This is a genomic window from Nocardioides sp. NPDC057772, from assembly GCF_042798075.1.
Classification (GTDB): Bacteria; Actinomycetota; Actinomycetes; order Propionibacteriales; family Nocardioidaceae; genus Nocardioides.
Window position 1 is genome coordinate 1 of record NZ_JBHVKN010000113.1, and the last position, 16437, is coordinate 16437.

At 69.1% G+C, this 16437-nt stretch carries 12 protein-coding genes; 8 read left to right on the plus strand and 4 right to left on the minus strand.

What is annotated here, in order from left to right:
- Positions 1 to 1156, minus strand: a 1156-nt coding sequence (locus ACFVJS_RS17765; RefSeq protein WP_378882816.1) for an MIP/aquaporin family protein, incomplete at its 3' end; no start/stop codon positions are given.
- A 224-nt stretch (positions 1157 to 1380) separates the two neighbouring features.
- On the opposite strand from ACFVJS_RS17765, the gene ACFVJS_RS17770 reads away from it, so the two are divergent.
- The 4 genes from ACFVJS_RS17770 to ACFVJS_RS17785 all read left to right on the plus strand — a co-directional run bounded on the left by ACFVJS_RS17770 (position 1381) and on the right by ACFVJS_RS17785 (position 9009).
- Positions 1381 to 3573, plus strand: coding sequence for an NADP-dependent isocitrate dehydrogenase (locus ACFVJS_RS17770; protein ID WP_378882819.1), 2193 nt, complete (start codon positions 1381 to 1383; stop codon positions 3571 to 3573).
- Positions 3574 to 3755: 182 nt separating this feature from the next.
- Complete coding sequence (locus tag ACFVJS_RS17775; RefSeq protein ID WP_378882821.1) at positions 3756 to 4322, plus strand: RNA polymerase sigma factor; 567 nt, start codon at positions 3756 to 3758, stop codon at positions 4320 to 4322.
- Positions 4319 to 5203, plus strand: a complete 885-nt coding sequence (locus ACFVJS_RS17780; protein ID WP_378882824.1) for a hypothetical protein — start codon at positions 4319 to 4321, stop codon at positions 5201 to 5203. The genes ACFVJS_RS17775 and ACFVJS_RS17780 overlap by 4 nt, the downstream gene beginning before the upstream one ends.
- A 272-nt stretch (positions 5204 to 5475) precedes the next feature.
- A complete protein-coding gene (locus tag ACFVJS_RS17785; RefSeq protein ID WP_378882827.1) occupies positions 5476 to 9009 on the plus strand; it encodes an ATP-binding cassette domain-containing protein in 3534 nt (1177 codons plus the stop codon).
- A gap of 34 nt (positions 9010 to 9043) precedes the next feature.
- Here the strand turns inward: ACFVJS_RS17785 and ACFVJS_RS17790 are convergent, their stop codons facing one another.
- Entirely contained in the window at positions 9044 to 9583 is a 540-nt protein-coding gene (locus ACFVJS_RS17790) for a Clp protease N-terminal domain-containing protein (protein ID WP_378882829.1), read from the minus strand.
- On the minus strand, positions 9583 to 9795 hold the full coding sequence (locus ACFVJS_RS17795) for a helix-turn-helix domain-containing protein (RefSeq protein WP_378882830.1): 213 nt from the start codon (positions 9793 to 9795) through the stop codon (positions 9583 to 9585). Before ACFVJS_RS17795 ends, ACFVJS_RS17790 begins: the two co-directional genes overlap by 1 nt.
- Positions 9796 to 9917: 122 nt before the next feature.
- Between ACFVJS_RS17795 and ACFVJS_RS17800 the strand changes: the two genes are divergently transcribed.
- The gene (locus ACFVJS_RS17800) at positions 9918 to 11120 is read left to right on the plus strand and encodes an MFS transporter (protein WP_378882832.1); all 1203 of its coding nucleotides are present in this window, start codon (positions 9918 to 9920) and stop codon (positions 11118 to 11120) included.
- Here ACFVJS_RS17800 and ggpS read toward each other — a convergent pair.
- Positions 11117 to 13402 carry a glucosylglycerol-phosphate synthase gene (ggpS, locus tag ACFVJS_RS17805; RefSeq protein ID WP_378882834.1) on the minus strand — a complete coding sequence of 762 codons (2286 nt, stop codon included), beginning with the start codon at positions 13400 to 13402 and terminating at the stop codon, positions 11117 to 11119. The two genes, ACFVJS_RS17800 and ggpS, sit on opposite strands and share 4 nt — an antisense overlap.
- A gap of 403 nt (positions 13403 to 13805) precedes the next feature.
- Here ggpS and trpS point away from each other — a divergent pair, with 403 nt between their 5' ends.
- The 3 genes from trpS to ACFVJS_RS17820 are packed head-to-tail and all read left to right on the plus strand — an operon-like array spanning position 13806 to position 16383.
- On the plus strand, positions 13806 to 14843 hold the full coding sequence (gene trpS / locus ACFVJS_RS17810; RefSeq protein WP_378882836.1) for a tryptophan--tRNA ligase: 1038 nt from the start codon (positions 13806 to 13808) through the stop codon (positions 14841 to 14843).
- 12 nt (positions 14844 to 14855) lie between these two features.
- Entirely contained in the window at positions 14856 to 15380 is a 525-nt protein-coding gene (locus ACFVJS_RS17815) for a 2'-5' RNA ligase family protein (RefSeq protein WP_378882838.1), read from the plus strand.
- A 43-nt stretch (positions 15381 to 15423) separates the two neighbouring features.
- A complete protein-coding gene (locus ACFVJS_RS17820; RefSeq protein WP_378882840.1) occupies positions 15424 to 16383 on the plus strand; it encodes a YihY/virulence factor BrkB family protein in 960 nt (319 codons plus the stop codon).
- Positions 16384 to 16437: the final 54 nt, after the last annotated feature.

Below are 16437 nucleotides of genomic sequence, written 5' to 3' on the forward strand. Positions count from 1 at the left end.
CCCCTCCGGGGTGCGCCGCTCGTTGGCCAGCTCCTTCAGGGACTTGCCGCCGACGTACTCCATCACGATGTAGCCGTCGAGGGAGCCAGCCGTCCTGCTCGTAGACCGGCAGCTCGCCCTCGGCGGTCTGGGTCGGCTGCTGCCAGGCCGGCTGGCCGCTGCCGGCGCCACCGGAGACGACGGTGCGGTCGCTGGTGTCCGGAGCCGAAGGTGCTGCCGGGGTGGCGGGAGCTGCGGGAGCGGCGGGCGCCGCCGCAGCAGCGGCCGGAGCCGCCGGAGCCGCCGGAGCCGCCGGAGCCGCCGGAGCTGCCGCGGGGGCAGCCGGTGCGGCAGCCTGGGAGTCCCAGGACGGGACGGCCGGGCGCAGGTTGTCGCCACCGAAGGCGAGGCCGGCACCTGCGATCTCGGAGCCGTCCTTGTCGAAGAGCAGCGGGTAGACGAGGCCGGCGAGCGCGCCGCCGAGGGCCGGGACGATCAGGAAGAGCGGAAGGTTGATCAGCGCGTCGGTGCCGGAGAAGAGCGCGGGACCGAACGAGCGGGCGGGGTTGACCGAGGTGCCGGTCAGCGGGATGCCGACGAAGTGGATCGCGGCCAACGCGAGACCGATGGCGAGCGGGGCCATGGCGGCGTTGGTGCCGGCCCGGACGTCGGTGACGCCGAGGATGACGAAGACGAAGATGAAGGTGAGGATCAGCTCGACCAGGATCGCGCCGATGATGCCGGTGCCGGCTCCGTCGCCGAAGCCGTTGGCGCCGAGGCCGCCGTCGTTCCAGGAGTTGTAGCCCGAGGAGATGGCGATGACGAACAGCGCGAGCGCGCCGATGGTCGCGCCGACGAACTGAGCGCCGATGTAGGCGCCCGCGTCCTTCCAGCTGATCCGGCCGGCCGTGGCCACGCCGAGGGTCACCGCCGGGTTGAAGTGGCCGCCGGAGATGCGGCCGAAGGTGTAGGCACCGATCACGACGGCGATACCGAACGCGAGGCCGACGGCCGCGACCTCGAGTGCCCAGGTCGGCTGCCCGGTGTGGCTGCGGCCAGCGAGGATCGCGACGACCGAACCGCAGCCGATGAACACGAGGATGAAGGTGCCGATGACCTCGGCTGCCAGTTTCTGGATGAAGGTCGGCTCAGCAGCCGACAGTGATTCCTCAGTCATGTCCCCTTAAACCCTTCAATGTCTGTTGACGTCGGTCAGACCCATCGACACCCGAGAAGCACTCAGGCACCAGCAGTCACCTGAACAACAAGGAGGTGTTGACACACAGTAACTCTTTTGCGACGGCACATCGTGGTGCTTAGGTGGGGCGGGGCGGCGTTGTGCCACCTTCTCTGTTATCTTGATGTCAAGACACTTTCGTTTCGTCAGGAGTAGCCACAGCAATGGCCGCACGAATCATCTACACCCACACCGACGAGGCGCCGCTGCTCGCGACGTACTCCTTCCTTCCGATCGTCTCGGCCTACGCGGCCAAGGCGGGCGTCGAGGTGGAGACGCGTGACATCTCGGTGGCCGCGCGCATCCTGGCGCAGTTCGGCCTGGCCGACGACGCGCTCGGCGAGCTCGGTGAGCTGGCGAAGACGCCGGAAGCCAACATCGTCAAGCTGCCCAACATCTCCGCCTCCATCCCGCAGCTCAAGGCCGCGATCAAGGAGCTGCAGGAGAAGGGCTACGAGATCCCCGACTACCCCGAGGCGCCCAGCACGCCCGAGGAGGAGGAGATCCGGGCCAAGTACGACAAGGTCAAGGGCTCCGCGGTCAACCCGGTCCTGCGCGAGGGCAACTCCGACCGGCGCGCGCCGGGTTCGGTCAAGGCGTACGCCAAGGCCCACCCGCACACCAACAAGCCCTTCGGTGAGGGCTCCAAGACCACCGTCGCCACCATGGGTGAGCACGACTTCAAGTCCAACGAGAAGTCGGTGACCCTCGCGGCCGACGACACCCTCTCCATCGTTCTGGAGAAGGCTGACGGCACGACCGAGACGCTGCTGGCCGAGCTGCCCGTGCTCGCCGGCGAGATCGTCGACGCCACCAAGATGGAGGCCGCCCACCTGCACGCCTTCCTCGCCAACGCGATCGCGAAGGCGAAGGCCGACGACGTGCTCTTCTCGCTGCACCTCAAGGCGACGATGATGAAGGTCTCCGACCCGATCATCTTCGGCCACGTGGTCAAGGCGTTCTTCAAGGACGTCTTCGAGACCTACGGTGAGGACCTCGCCAAGGCCGGCCTGTCGGCCAACGACGGCCTGGGGACCATCCTGCCGGGCCTCGACGCCCTGCCCAACGGCGCCGAGATCAAGGCCGCCTTCGAGGCCGCCCTGCAGAACGGCCCGAAGCTGTCCTACGTCAACTCCGACAAGGGCATCACCAACCTGCACGTCCCCTCCGACGTCATCATCGACGCCTCGATCCCGGCACTGATCCGCAACGGCGGCAAGCTGTGGGGTGCTGACGGCGGCGAGGCCGACACCCTCGCGGTCATCCCGGACTCCTCCTACGCGGGCGTCTACCAGACCGTCATCGACGACGTGAAGAAGAACGGCCCGCTCGACCCGGCCACCATCGGCACCGTCCCCAACGTCGGTCTCATGGCGCAGAAGGCCGAAGAGTACGGCTCGCACGACAAGACCTTCGAGATCGCCGCCGCCGGCACCGTACGCATCCTCAACTCCGCCGGCGAGGTGCTCATCGAGCACGACGTCGAGGCCGGTGACATCTGGCGCGCCTGCCAGACCAAGGACATCCCGGTGCGCGACTGGGTGAAGCTGGCCGTCAACCGGGCCCGCGACTCCAAGACCCCGGCGGTCTTCTGGCTCGACGAGACCCGTGCGCACGACGCCGAGCTGATCAAGAAGGTCACCACCTACCTCACCGAGCACGACACCGAGGGTCTGGAGATCAAGATCCTGGCGCCGGCCCTGGCCACCGCCTACTCGCTCGAGCGCCTGCGCAACGGCGAGGACACCATCTCGGTCACCGGCAACGTGCTGCGTGACTACAACACCGACCTGTTCCCGATCCTCGAGGTCGGTACGTCGGCGAAGATGCTCTCCATCGTCCCGCTGATCGCCGGCGGCGGTCTGTTCGAGACCGGCGCGGGCGGCTCGGCGCCGAAGCACGTGCAGCAGCTGGTCGAGGAGGACTACCTCCGCTGGGACTCGCTGGGTGAGTTCTTCGCGCTGGTGCCGTCGTTCGAGAAGTACGCCGAGCAGGCCTCGGCCCCGGCCGCGAAGGTGCTCGCCGGCGCGCTCGACCGGGCGACCGCGACCTTCCTCGAGAACGACCGCTCCCCGGGTCGCAAGCTCGGCACCACCGACAACCGCGGCTCCCACTTCTACCTGGGTCTCTACTGGGCCCAGGAGCTCGCCGCCCAGACCGAGGACCCCGAGCTCGCCGCGGCGTTCAAGGGCCTCGCCGAGACCCTCGCCGCCAACGAGGACAAGATCGTCGAGGAGCTCCTCGCGGTCCAGGGCAAGCCGGCCGACATCGGCGGCTACTACATGCCCGACGCCGAGAAGGTCACCGCCGTGATGCGTCCGTCCGCGACGCTCAACGAGGCGATCGACTCTCTCTGATCAGCAACGCGTGAGGGTGGCCCGGCACGAACCCGTGCCGGGCCGCCCTGTGTTTTTTCGAGCTGCTGTCGACAGGCCGATGGCTGCGGTCGAGTGTCCGACGGTGCGAACGCCGTGATCGCGTGGAGTACGACTCGGCCCGTACGGTGACACATGCATCCGTCAGCGGACATGTGAAGGGTATGGGACACAACGAGAACAGCCCGCCGAGTCACGAGGCGGCCTTCACGCGCCTCTACGAAGCAACGTACGCCGACCTGCGCAGGTTCATCGAGCGTCGCGTGCATCCCTCCCACGCCGAGGACGTGGTCGCGCAGGTCTACCTGGTCGCCTGGCGACGGTACGCCGAGATCCCGAGGGTGCACGACGAACAACGGGCGTGGCTCTTCGGCGTCGCCCATCGCACGCTGAGCAACGAGTATCGGGCGGCAGAACGGCGGCAGCAGTTGACGCTTCGGATCGCCGACGCTCAGCTGGTCGGCCCGGGAACGGTCGGGCTCGAGCCGGACCTGGTGGCAGCACGTGTCGATCTGGCCACTGCCTGGCGACGGCTCAGTCTGGTGCACCAGGAGGCCATCGCGCTCACCGTCTGGGACAGCCTGACCACCCGCCAGGCCGCCGAGGTCCTGGGTATCTCGCCGGTGGCCTACCGCCTGCGGCTGAGCCGCGCCCGACGCGCCTTGCGTGCCCTCGCCGCGGCGTGCCCCCAACCCGTCACTCCCACAGCTACCGCAAGGAGCTCCTCATGAACACCGACCGTGTGCTCCGCACCCTCGATCCCGCTGTCACCCCGGAGGCACTCGATGTGGCCCGTGACCCGGCGGCCCAGGATCTGTTGGCCCGGATCACGGCTCACGACGCGCAGGTCGCCAAGCCGGCAGCGTCGACCGCGGAACCTGTCGCGCCGCGTACCCGAGTCAACCGGCGACGTGTCGGGCTCGCGCTCGCCGTGACCGCGGCGGCAGCGGCCGCCGCCATCGCGGCTCCCAGCGTCCTCGGTGGACCGGCCCCCGCGGCGGCGTGGACACCGGTCCCGTCGCCGCTCACTGCGGCCGAGACCGAGGACGCGGCACAAGCCTGCGTCGGCGGATTCTGGGACTTCCTGCCCGGTCGCCAGGGGCCGGAGATGAAGACGTACGTCGCGGAGCGTCGCGGCGGGTGGACACTTGTCTATCTCGCCACCCCCGACGGGCTCACGGAGGCGGTGTGCATGCTCCGCAACGGCGAGCCGGCCGGCCTCTACGGCCAGACGCCGGGCGGTCCCGGCGCCGAGCCGGTCACGGTCGACGCCGACGGCGCATTCGGCAGCATCGGTGGCGTGATGGGCGACGACGCCGAGAGCCAGCGGTCGTCCACGGGCCTAGTCGGGGCGGACGTCGTCGGCCTGGTCCTGCACACCGCAGCTCAAGGCGCCGTGACTGCCACCGTCAACGACGGGCACTACGCTGCCTGGTGGCCGGATGATCCGATCACCGAGGCCTCGGAGAACGCTCGCACGACGCCCGAGTTCAGCCACGTCACGCTCACCCTGCGCGATGGCAGCACCCGGCAGGTGAGGGTGGACGAGTTCACCGGGATCTCCATGGAGTCGCTGACGACTCCGGACGAAGGTGGCTCCGTCGAGGAGTGACGGCCCGCGGGGTCGGTGTCGGGTGAGCCGTTCGACTCCTTCTGATCGACCGGCGACGGCCCGCCACGGAATCGTCCGTGCCGGGCCGTCGTCCGTTGTCCGGATGCCTTCCGGGCAGAGGTGATCCTGCTCTCCAGATCTTTCTTCTGATTCCTATAGGTCCAGGTCAGAGTGGGGTTTGATGGGGGCGACGGGCGGAAAACCTTTAGGTGAGTGTCGGTGGTCGCGCCTACCGTGATCTATTGATGACTGCGACCCTCTCGACTCCACCCGTGCCCACCTCAGGCAAGGCTCTCGGAGTTCCCGCCGCCCCTGCCGACCCGAGCCGGCAGGTCGACTGGCGACGCCTCAAGGGGCCGGTGACGGTCGCCGCGCTGGTCGCCCTGGCCGTGGCCATGGTCGCCCAGTCGATCGGCACCGTCGTCGCCGGACGGCTCGCCGAGAACCCGACCGCCAGCCTGGTCGGCTGGCTCGCGCTGTGCGTGATCGGCGCCTCGCTCGTCGACTCGACGGCGAAGATCGCCTGGGTCGGCGTCTCCGACCGGGCCGAGGGCAAGCTGCGCGAGGACGTGCTCCAGGCCGCCATGCGCCAGCCGCTCTCCGAGCTGAGCGAGCAGGCCGTCGGCGAGATCCTCGACCGGGTCGACGACGACTCCCACGAGGTCGGCAACCTGCTGCGCTGGCAGCTGTGGATGCTGTTCCGCTCGGTCTTCGCCGCGCTGCCGATGTGGATCGTGGCCAGCTTCACCTGGTGGCCGGCGGCGATCCTGTTCCCGCTCCTCGCGACGGTGACGTGGTTCGTCATCCGCGGCCTGCTGGGCAAGATCTCCCAGCTCAAGGTCATCGAGGAAGCCTCCTGGACCGACCACGCCGCCGTGCTCGAGGAGGGCATCGCCGGGCGTGACGACCTGCGCACGAGCCTGGGCCAGGACCACGTGGTCGCCCGGGTGGCCCGGCTGTCGGCGACGGTCCACGAGAAGTTCCGCGCCGTGGTCACGGTCGAGGCGAAGGTCGGCCGCCGCGCCGGCGTGCTGCTCCACTCCCTGCTGGCCGGCATCGGTCTGGCCGGAGTGGCGCTCGCCGCGACGGACCGGCTCGGGATCAGCGCGCTGGTGACGCTGTTCCTGGTCACGAGCACGTTCGTCGGTCAGATCGCGATGCTCGCCAACCATCTTCCCGACATCCAGGCGGGTCTGGGCGCGGTCATCCGGCTGCGCCAGATGATGGCCGCCGAGCCGGAGCCCGAGGGCGGCGAGCCGGTGCCGGGCGGGGGAGCGCTCGAGGTCGATCTGCGCGACCTGACCTTCTCCTACGCCGAGGGCACCTTCGCCCTCCAGGGCATCTCGCTCACCGTGCCCGCGGGCGACACCATCGCCCTGGTCGGTCGCACCGGATCGGGGAAGTCGACGCTCGCCTCGCTGCTCTCCCGGGCTGTCGAGCCGCCGCGCGGCTCGGTGTTCCTCGGTGGCGTGGACGTACGCGACCTCGACCTGCAGCAGCTGCGTGCCTCCGTGGGCGTGGTGACGCAGCGTACGGAGATCCTGGCCGGCACGCTCGCGGAGAACATCGCCCTCTTCGACGACTCGCGTCCGCGCGAGGACATCGAGCGGGCGGTCGCCCGGCTCGGACTGTCCGAGTGGGTCGCTGGTCTGCCCGACGGGCTCGACACCCTGCTCGGTCCCGGTGGCACCTCGCTGTCGGCGGGGGAGGAGCAGCTGGTCGCCTTCGCGCGGCTGCTGGTGCGCGACGTACGCGTGGTCGTGCTCGACGAGGCGACCGCGCGGATGGATCCGCTCACCGAGCGGCGGGTGGTCGCGGCCGCCGATCGGCTGCTGACCGGGCGCACGGGCATCCTGATCGCCCATCGGCTCTCCACGATCGAGCGGGCGCCCCATGTCGCCGTGCTCGACCACGGCCGGGTGATCCAGCACGGTCTGCGGGCCTCGCTGGCGACCGCGCCCGGGCCGTTCCGTGACCTGCTCGAAGCCAGCCGCACCGACCACCACGACTCACCGTCGCCGGATACCAAGCCCGTCGACCACTCGACCCTCGACCACGTCGCGGAGGGGAACGTCGGAGGCAAGCGTCGGGCGGGTGCTCCGCCGGAGCTCCCGGAGGTCGGCACCGGTCCGTCGCTGGCCCGCGGGATGCTGCACGTCCTGTTCCTGCGCCCCGAGTGGGGTGTGGCGGGTGCGCTGCTCTTCCTGTTCGCCTCGATGACCGGTGCGCAGGGTGCCTTCACCGGGCTCCTGTGGGGCCGGATCGTCGAGTCGCTGCAGGACGGCGGCCGGCCGACGGTGCTGTCCGTGCTGCTGGTGGTCAGCCTGCTGGCTGCTCCGCTGATGCTCGCCGACGCCTTCTACCGCTACCCGCGCTGGTGGATCGAGGTCATGCTGCGCGCCCGGATGGCCGTGCTCTACGGCCAGACCCGGCAGCACCGCCTGACGCGTACGCCGCCCGGCGAGGTCGTCGCCCGGTCGATGGACGCGGACCGCTACGCCCGCTACGCCGACCGCTGGGTCGACTTCGTCAACGGTCTGGTGATCGCGACGATCACGGCCCTGCTCGCCGGCACCGCGCTCGCGGGCGCCGTGCTCCTGATCGTCATGGTCACCTCGGCGCTGGCCTCCGCGGTCGGCCGGCCGATCGCCGGCCGCTCGGCCGCGGCGTCGTCCGCCGCTCGCGCCCGGTTCGGCCGCGCGGTGGTGTCCGCGCTGGAGTCCGTACGCACCGTGAAGCTGGCCGCGGCGACGCCGCAGGTCCACGCCCACCTGCAGCACGTGGACTCGGGCCGGGTCGAGGCAGCGGTGAAGGAGCACCGGGTGCAGGCATTCCTCGACGGGGTGCCCGCGCTGATGGTGCAGTGCGGTGTCGTGGCTGCCTGGGGCATCTACTTCGGCGGAGGCTGGGGTCTGGCCACCGCGCTGCTGGTGGCCAACGCTGTCTCGGGCTTCGACTGGTTCGGCCGGGTGGCCGGCATGGTCGTCACCGAGGCTCCTGGCACACGCGCGTGGCAGAAGGAGACCAGCCGATTCGCCGGTGGCCGGGACCTGATGGACCTGCCGCCGGGTGTCGACCTGGTCTCCGGCGATGCACCCGATCCGGGTCCGGTCGACCGGGTGCCGCTCGAGTCACTGGAGCTCTCGGCCCTGTCGGCGGTCCACGACGACGGCACGATCGGCGTCTCGGACGTCTCGCTCACCATCGAGCGTGGCGAGCTGGTCCTCCTCGTCGGGCAGGTGGGTTCCGGCAAGTCGTCCCTGTTGGCGTCGTTGGCCGGCCTCATCGAGCACACCGGCACGATCCGGTGGAACGACGAGCTGGTCGCGGACCCGCAGGCCTTCCTGAGGCCGGGGCAGGTCGCGTACGTCGCCCAGGTGCCACGGGTGCTCTCGGGCACGTTCTCCGACAACATCCGGCTGGGTCACGACCGGCCGTTCGACAGCCCTGTCGCCGACGCGCGGCTGGGGCTGGACGTCAAGGAGGCGGGCGGCGCCGACGCGATCGTCGGTCACCGGGGCGTACGCCTCTCCGGGGGACAGGTCCAGCGCCTCGCCCTGGCGCGGGCACTGGCCGCCGACACCGAGCTGCTCCTGGCCGACGACGTCTCCAGCGCTCTCGACGCGGCCACCGAGATCGAGCTCTGGCGGGCGCTTCGCGACCGGCACACGACGGTCATCGGAGCCACCTCGAAGCGAGCCGCGCTCGCTCAGGCCGACCGCGTCGTCGTCATGGTCGACGGTGAGGTCGCGGCGGTGGGTCCGTGGGCCGAGCTGGCCCCGTCCTGGTCCCACCTCGCCGGCTGATCCCGCGCTCGACAGGCCGCCTGGCGCCTCGGTGTCAGGCGGCCTTGCCGTGCTCCAGCGCGCTGCGCAGCGCAGTAACATCCACGCCGAGGGCCCGTAGTGCAGCATGTCCTTCCCCCTCCGCCCGAAGAATGCCGAGCAGGATGTGCTCGGTGCCGATCGAGCGGTCCTCGAGCCGGATCGCCTCGCGTAGGGAGAGCTCGAGGACCTTCTTGGCGTCCTTGGTGAAAGGGATGTGTCCGCCGAACCGGCGGCGTGGCTTCCCGCTGTCCAGGGCGCCGGCGCCGAAGACCTCCTCCACCTTGGACCGCACCGCGTCCAGGTCGATCCCTAGCGTGGACAGCGCGTCGGCGTCGTCGTCGCCCAGGCGCCCGTGGGCACGCTCGACCTCCGCCTTCAGCGCGGCGGAATCCACCCCGGCTCCCGCGAGCGCTCGGGCGGCGGACGACTCGCTGCCGGAGCCGATCGCCAGCAGCAGATGGTCGTCGCCGATGCGGTCGTGACCGAGTTCGGTGGCGTACGTCTGGGCCGCGGTCACCGCATCGCGGGCCGGCCTGGTGAACCTCTCGAACATCACATCTCCTTCGCGTACTTCTTGTGGACCGCCTGCCGGCTGACCTCCAGCGCATCGGCGATCTCCTGCCATGCCCACCCCTGCCGGCGGGCGTTCGCCACCTGTAGCCGCTCCAGCGCGTCGGCGAGGCGACGCAGCGCGAGTGCGGCTCGCAGTCCGGTGCTCGGGTCGGCGCTCGCGGCCGACTCGGCGAGATCCTTGGCATCCGTCATGGTGTCAATTTAGGTTGACATCGACGAAGTGTCAACTATGGTTGACAACCGTGCCTGGTAAGCGGGACACGGGTCACACCGATTCGTGGAATAGCGCTGAAATCGCGGAAGGTTAGGCAGTAGTGACCGACACCGCCAGCTCCGAGACCGCCCTGAGGCCGGTCACCCCCGTCCGGTTCGCGATCGCCATGATCGCCCTCGCGACGGGTGGCTTCGCGATCGGTACGACCGAGTTCGTCACCATGGGCGTGCTGCCGGAGATCGCCGAGGGTGTCGGGGTCGGCACCTCCACGGCCGGCCACCTCATCAGCGCCTACGCGGTCGGGGTGGTGGTCGGCGTACCGATCCTCTCGTTCTTCGTGGCCCATCTTCCGCGCAAGGGACTGCTGCTGTCGCTGATGGCCGCGTACGCCCTGTTCAACGTGCTCAGCGCGGCCGCCGTGGACTACCAGATGCTGCTGGTCGCTAGGTTCCTGGACGGGCTGCCGCACGGCGCCTACTTCGGTGTCGCCAGCATCGTCGCGACGTCGATGGCCGCGCCCAAGCACCGCGGCCGTGCGGTCGCGCTGGTGATGCTCGGACTCTCGGTCGCCAACGTGATCGGTGTCCCCTTCGCCACCTGGCTGGGTCAGAGCGCCGGCTGGCGGGCCCCGTACGCAGCCGCAGCAGGTCTCGCCCTGCTGACCGTTCTTCTGGTGCAGCTCTCGGTGCCCCATTTCCCGGGCGACCCGAACGCGACCGGCCGTAGCGAGGCCGGCCGGTTCTTCACCAACAAGCAGGTCTGGCTGACCATGCTCGCGGGGGCGATCGGGTTCGGCGGCATGTTCGCGGCCTACTCCTACATCGCCCCGATCGTCACCGACACGGCCGGCCTGGCCGAGGGTGCGGTGCCGTGGTTCGTCTTCGCCTTCGGCACCGGCATGGTCGTCGGCACCTGGATCGCGGGCGAGCTGGCGCGCTGGTCGGTGATGGGCTCGCTGCTGGCCAGCAGCCTCGGCATGGTGGCAGTGCTGACGCTCTTCTGGCTGGTCGCCCCCGCCGGATGGTGGCTCGCGCCGGTCGCCTTCCTGACCACGGCGGTGGCGTCGGTGCTGGTGATCAACCTGCAGGTGCGTCTGATGGACGTGGCCGACGACGCGGTGACGCTGGGCGCCGCGATGAACCATGCCAGCCTCAACATCGCCAACGCCCTCGGCGCCTTCGCCGGCGGTCTGGCCCTCGACGTATGGAGCGTCCGCGAGGCGCCGCTGGTCGGTGCCGGCCTGGCCGCCGCCGGGATGCTGGTGCTGCTGTGGAGCACCAGCATCCACCGGCGCCGCGCCTAGAGCTCCACCTCGTCGCCCGGGGCGGACGAGGTGGCCGCCTCGACCGCCGCCAGGAATCCGTCGGCCCAGGCCTTGGAGTCGTGGTGACGGATGGTGTCCCACAGCCCGCGCATCCGGTCCTTGGCCTCGGCCTCGTCCATGTCGACGGCCTGCAGGAAGACCCGGACCATGTCGGAGACGTCGTGGGGGTTGGTCAGCACCGCGCCCCGCAGCTCCGCGGCCGCCCCGGCGAACTCGGAGAGCACCAGCGTGCCGCTCGTGCCGCGGAGACCGTGGACCGCGGCGTACTCCTTCGCGACCAGGTTGAGACCGTCGCGCAGCGGGGTGATCCACATGACGTCGGCATTGGCGTAGTAGGCGAGCAGCTCCTCGAACGGGATCGGCCGGAAATAGAAGTGGACCGGCATCCAGCCCATCCGCGAGAACCGGCCGTTGATCCGTCCGACCGCCTGCTCGATCTGGTTCTGCAGCGTCTTGTAGACGGTCATCTCGCCGGCCGCGGGCACGCACACCAGCACCAGCGACAGCTCGCCCAGCAGGGAGGGGTCCTCGAGCAGAGCCCGCTCGAAGGCCTCGAGCTGCTGCAGGACGCCCTTGGTGTAGTCGAGCCGCGAGACGGCCAGCGCGATCCGCTGCCCCTCGAACTCGTCCTTGACCCGAGCGATCGACTCCTGCACCGCAGGCGAGGCCAGCGTCTGCTCGATCCGCTTGGTGTCGACGCTCACTGGGTTGGCGCCCAGGTGGACGCGGCGCCCGCCGACGTCGATCACCGAGGGCATGGTGTCCAGACCGAGAGCGAAGCCGTAGGTGCGGAACCGCGGCGCGGAGTCCTCGGTCTCGATCACCTCGACCGGTGCCACGCCACGCGCCACGTCGACGAAGTTCTCGACCTGGCGGGGGATGTGGAACGAGATGTAGTCGCACTGCAGCAGCGACCCGATGATCTCGCGCCGCCACGGCACCACGTTGAACACGTCGGCGCCGGGGAAGTGGGTGTGGTGCAGGAACGCGATCTTCACGTCCGGCCGCAGCTCACGCAGATAGGCCGGCACCATCCACAGGTTGTAGTCGTGGATCCAGACGATGCCCTCGTACGCCACCTCGGCAGCCGCCTGCTCGGCGAAGGCCTTGTTGACCCGGCAGTAGACCTGCCAGTCCTCCTCCTTGAACTTCGCGCGTTCCCAGAAGGTGTGCAGCAGCGGCCAGAACGCTTCCTTGGAGAAGCGCTTGTAGAAGACGTCGACGTCCTTCTTCGACAGCGGCAGCCGGGAGGCCACCAGGCCGGGGTAGAGCTTGGGGTCGACGACCGTGTGGGTCGCGAACTTGCCGCGCTTGGGGTCGTCGATGGACCAGGCGACCCAGGATCCGGTGCGCTCCGTGAAGAACGACAGCAGCGTCGGGATGATGCCGTTGGGCGACTTCGGACGCCGGCGCTTGACCTCTCCCTCCTCGATCACCTCGTCATAGGGGAGCCGGTGGTAGACCATGACGAGGTCGGACTTCCCCGGGTCGTCGGCGTCGTTCTCCGGGTCGTAGATGTGCTCGTCGTCGAGCAGGTTGAAGTGCCTGATCGCCTGCAGGATCCCGCCGGTGCCGGGTGCGGTCGCGTGGAACGTACGCTCCTTGTCGCGGGTCGCGTCCAGCAGCAGGTCCTCGGACTCACCGACGCAGACGCCCGGGAACCCGATGTCGTACATCGACAGGTCGTTGAGAGTGTCGCCGGCGACCAGCACGCGGTCCTTCGAGATGCCGAGGTGCTCGACGAGCTTGGTGACGGTGTGGCCCTTGTTGATCCCGCCGGGCAGGACGTCGAGATAGTGGCCGGCGGAGTAGAGCAGGTCGCAGCCGATCTCCGCCACCAGCGGGGCGAGGTCGTCGGTGACCGCCTCGGGGTCGCAGAAGTAGGAGACCCGGCGGTCCTGGGGCACGTTCTGACGGACCAGCCCGGGCCGGTCGCCGATCTTCTCGAGCACGGTGAGCTCGCCGGGCCACTTGGCCGCGATGTCCTGCTGGATCGGCTCGACGGCGAGCAGGTCGTGTCCGGTCACGATGGTCGCGCCGACATCGCAGATGATGAAGTCGGGCGTCGGGATGGTCGGGTCGGCGAGCAGGGGCAGCACGGATTCCAGCCCGCGCCCGGTGACAAAGGACAGCAGTACGTCCTCGCGGCGGCTCAGCGTCTGGTAGAGCTTGACCTTCGCTTCGGGGTCGCCGGCTAGGAAGGTCCCGTCCAGGTCGGTCGCGAGCAGCATGCGCGCGTTGGCAGCGGACGTGTGGTTCACAAGTCTCCTCGAGGGTCGCCTGGCCTCGAGGCCGAAACGGCTGCTGGCCCCGAGGCTGCGGACCCCTTGGAGGATCCGCGGGTCGACCAACCAGGCTAACAGGGGCACGTATCCCGCGGGGAACGGGCATTCGACGGACCATCGAATCCGCAGTGAGTAGAGCCTCTCAGGAGGTCCACAAACTCGTAAGAAATTGGCTGCACTTCTTCGGTAACCCCGCCGATGGTCTGTCGTTGATGGGTCATGCGGATCCTGCTTGCGGCCATCAAGACTGCGGGCGACCATGGTCCTCGACGTTGATCACGGGGGGCGTCGAGGCCCATGGCCGGCACGCAGATCAGTGCCGCGGGCAGGATCCTCTGTCATTTCGAGCCTTTCGGCGACTGGCTGACAGAATGCGCACATGACCGGAAGCACCGCTCCCACGACTCGGCCCCGGGTCCTCTCCGGCATCCAGCCGACCGCGGACTCCTACCACCTCGGCAACTATCTCGGCGCTGTCCGGCAGTGGGTGAGCCTGCAGGAGGAACACGAGCCCTTCTTCTTCATCGCCGACCTGCACGCGATCACCGTCGAGCAGGACCCGAAGGTCCTGCGGGAGCGTACGCGGCGGGCTGCCGCCCAGCTGCTGGCCGCCGGTGTCGACCCGGAGCGGTCCGCGATCTTCGTCCAGTCCCACCTTCCCGAGCACGCCCAGCTCGGCTGGGTGATGCAGTGCATCACCTCCTTCGGTGAGGCCCGCCGGATGACCCAGTTCAAGGACAAGTCCGCCAAAGGCGGCGAGGGCGCGGCCTCGGTCGGCCTCTTCTCCTACCCGATGCTGATGGCCGCCGACATCCTGCTCTACCGCCCGGCGTACGTCCCGGTCGGCGAGGACCAGCGGCAGCACCTCGAGCTGACTCGCGACCTGGCGCAGCGGTTCAACAGCCGCTACAAGAAGACCTTCCGGCTTCCTGAGCCCTACATCCTCAAGGAGGTCGCGAAGATCTACGACCTCCAGGACCCGACGATCAAGATGTCCAAGTCGGCCTCGAGCCCGAGCGGCCTGATCGACATGCTCGACGACCCGAAGGTCTCGGCGAAGAAGATCCGCTCCGCCGTCACCGACTCGGAGATGGAGATCCGCTTCGACGAGGAGGCCAAGCCCGGTGTCTCCAACCTGCTGCGGATCTACTCCGCGCTGACCGGCGCCGACATCGACACCCTGGTCGGCAAGTATGCGGGCAAGGGCTACGGCGACCTGAAGAAGGACCTCGCCGAGGTGGTCGTCGACTACGTCACGCCGTTCCGGGAGAAGACCTTCGAGGTCCTCGAGGACCGGGCCTATCTCGACGGCATCCTGGAGCAGGGTGCGGAGAAGGCGGGCGTGGTCGCCCGCAAGACTCTGGCCGACGTCTACGAGCGGGTTGGCTTTGTGGCCCCCGCCGCGCCTCGCGGCTAGTAAGGTCGGCGCATGCGCACCATCGGTGTTGCCATCGCTATCCCGGAGCCGTGGGCAAGTCAGCTCCAGGACTACCGGACGTCTCTTGGGGACGCGACGGCGACCATGATCCCGACGCACATCACGCTTGTGCCACCGACGGAGATCCACGAGGATCTGCTGCCGGACGTCGAGAGCCATCTCGAGTCAGCGGCCTCCAGGGTCGCTCCCTTCGGTGTCCATCTACGCGGCACCGGCACGTTCCGGCCGGTCTCACCGGTCGTCTTCGTGGCTGTGGTGCAGGGCATCTCGGGTTGTGAGCAACTGGCCAACACGGTCCGGCAGGGTCCGCTCGACCAGAAGCTCACATTTCCCTATCACCCGCATGTCACGATCGCCCACGACCTTCCCGAGGCTAGCCTCGACAAGGCTTTCGGTGAGCTGGCCGACTTCGAGTGCGAGTGGTCGGTCGAGGAGTTCCACCTCTACGTGCACGACGACACGGACGGCTGGCGCCCGACCCGGGAGTTCGCACTGAGAGCAGCACTGACCGGTTGAGGCGGGCTCAGGTCCGCCCACGAACGACGGATGGGACCTCGGGATGCTCAACAAGGAGAAGATCAAGCAGAAGATCGCCGACCTGCGTGCTCGCCACCCGGCGCTGGACCGGGTCGTGCGTACTCAGGAGCACTACGGCGACGTCGGCGCCGCCCAACAGGCCGGTGCGATCACCTATTTCGGCTTCCTGTCGACCTTCCCGATCCTCGCCCTCGCGTTCTTCGCCGTCGGCCAGATCGCCAAGGTGTACGCCGGTGCCGAGAGTGACCTCGTCGAGGCGATCGACCAGGTCCTGCCCGGCCTGGTCGGGGACGGTCCCGGTCAGCTGAAGATCGCCGACATCGAGCGTGCCGCCGGAGCCGTCGGGATCGTCGGTGCCTTCGGTCTGCTCTACGCCGGCCTGGGTTTCATCGACGGTCTGCGCAAGGCGCTCGAGGCGGTCTTCCTGGTGCCCGAGGAGGAGCAGCCGGGCTTCCTGGTGGCCAAGCTCCGCGACCTGGCCGCACTGATCCTGCTCGGCGTGATCATGCTGGTCGCGGTGGCGTTCACCGGGCTCATCCGTACCTTCTCCGTCAACGTCCTGGACTGGATCGGTCTCGACGAGGGCTTCGGCTGGCTGATCGTCCTCCTCACCTTGGTGCTCGGCCTCGCGGCCAACACCGTGCTCTTCTTCGCGATGTTCCACCTGGCACCCCAGAAGGACACCCCGAAGCGCCCGCTGTGGGCCGGTGCGCTCCTGGGCGCGATCGGCTTCGAGATCCTCAAGCAGGCCTCGACCCTGTTGCTCAGCGCCACCCAGGGCCAGCCCGCCTTCCAGGCGTTCGGCATCGCCCTCATCCTGGTCGTCTGGATCCACTACACCTCGATGGTGATCCTGTACGCCGCCTCGTACGCGCACGTTCGGGCTACGCCTGCCGATGGGGCTGATCAGGTCGATCGAGCCGGTCAGGTCGATCGAGCCGGTCAGGCCGATCGGGCCGGTCAGGCCGACTCGGACCGATAGTCCAGGGAGTTTCCGTCGGTCTACTCGCGAGTAACCGACGGAAACTCCCTGGAC

Coding starts and splice junctions, on each gene's coding strand:
- ACFVJS_RS17770 (WP_378882819.1), top strand. CDS start 1,381: ATGGCCGCACGAATCATCTACACCCACACCGACGAGGCGCCGCTGCTC.
- ACFVJS_RS17775 (WP_378882821.1), top strand. CDS start 3,756: ATGGGACACAACGAGAACAGCCCGCCGAGTCACGAGGCGGCCTTCACG.
- ACFVJS_RS17780 (WP_378882824.1), top strand. CDS start 4,319: ATGAACACCGACCGTGTGCTCCGCACCCTCGATCCCGCTGTCACCCCG.
- ACFVJS_RS17790 (WP_378882829.1), bottom strand. CDS start 9,583: ATGTTCGAGAGGTTCACCAGGCCGGCCCGCGATGCGGTGACCGCGGCC.
- ACFVJS_RS17795 (WP_378882830.1), bottom strand. CDS start 9,795: ATGACGGATGCCAAGGATCTCGCCGAGTCGGCCGCGAGCGCCGACCCG.
- trpS (WP_378882836.1), top strand. CDS start 13,806: ATGACCGGAAGCACCGCTCCCACGACTCGGCCCCGGGTCCTCTCCGGC.
- ACFVJS_RS17815 (WP_378882838.1), top strand. CDS start 14,856: ATGCGCACCATCGGTGTTGCCATCGCTATCCCGGAGCCGTGGGCAAGT.
- ACFVJS_RS17820 (WP_378882840.1), top strand. CDS start 15,424: ATGCTCAACAAGGAGAAGATCAAGCAGAAGATCGCCGACCTGCGTGCT.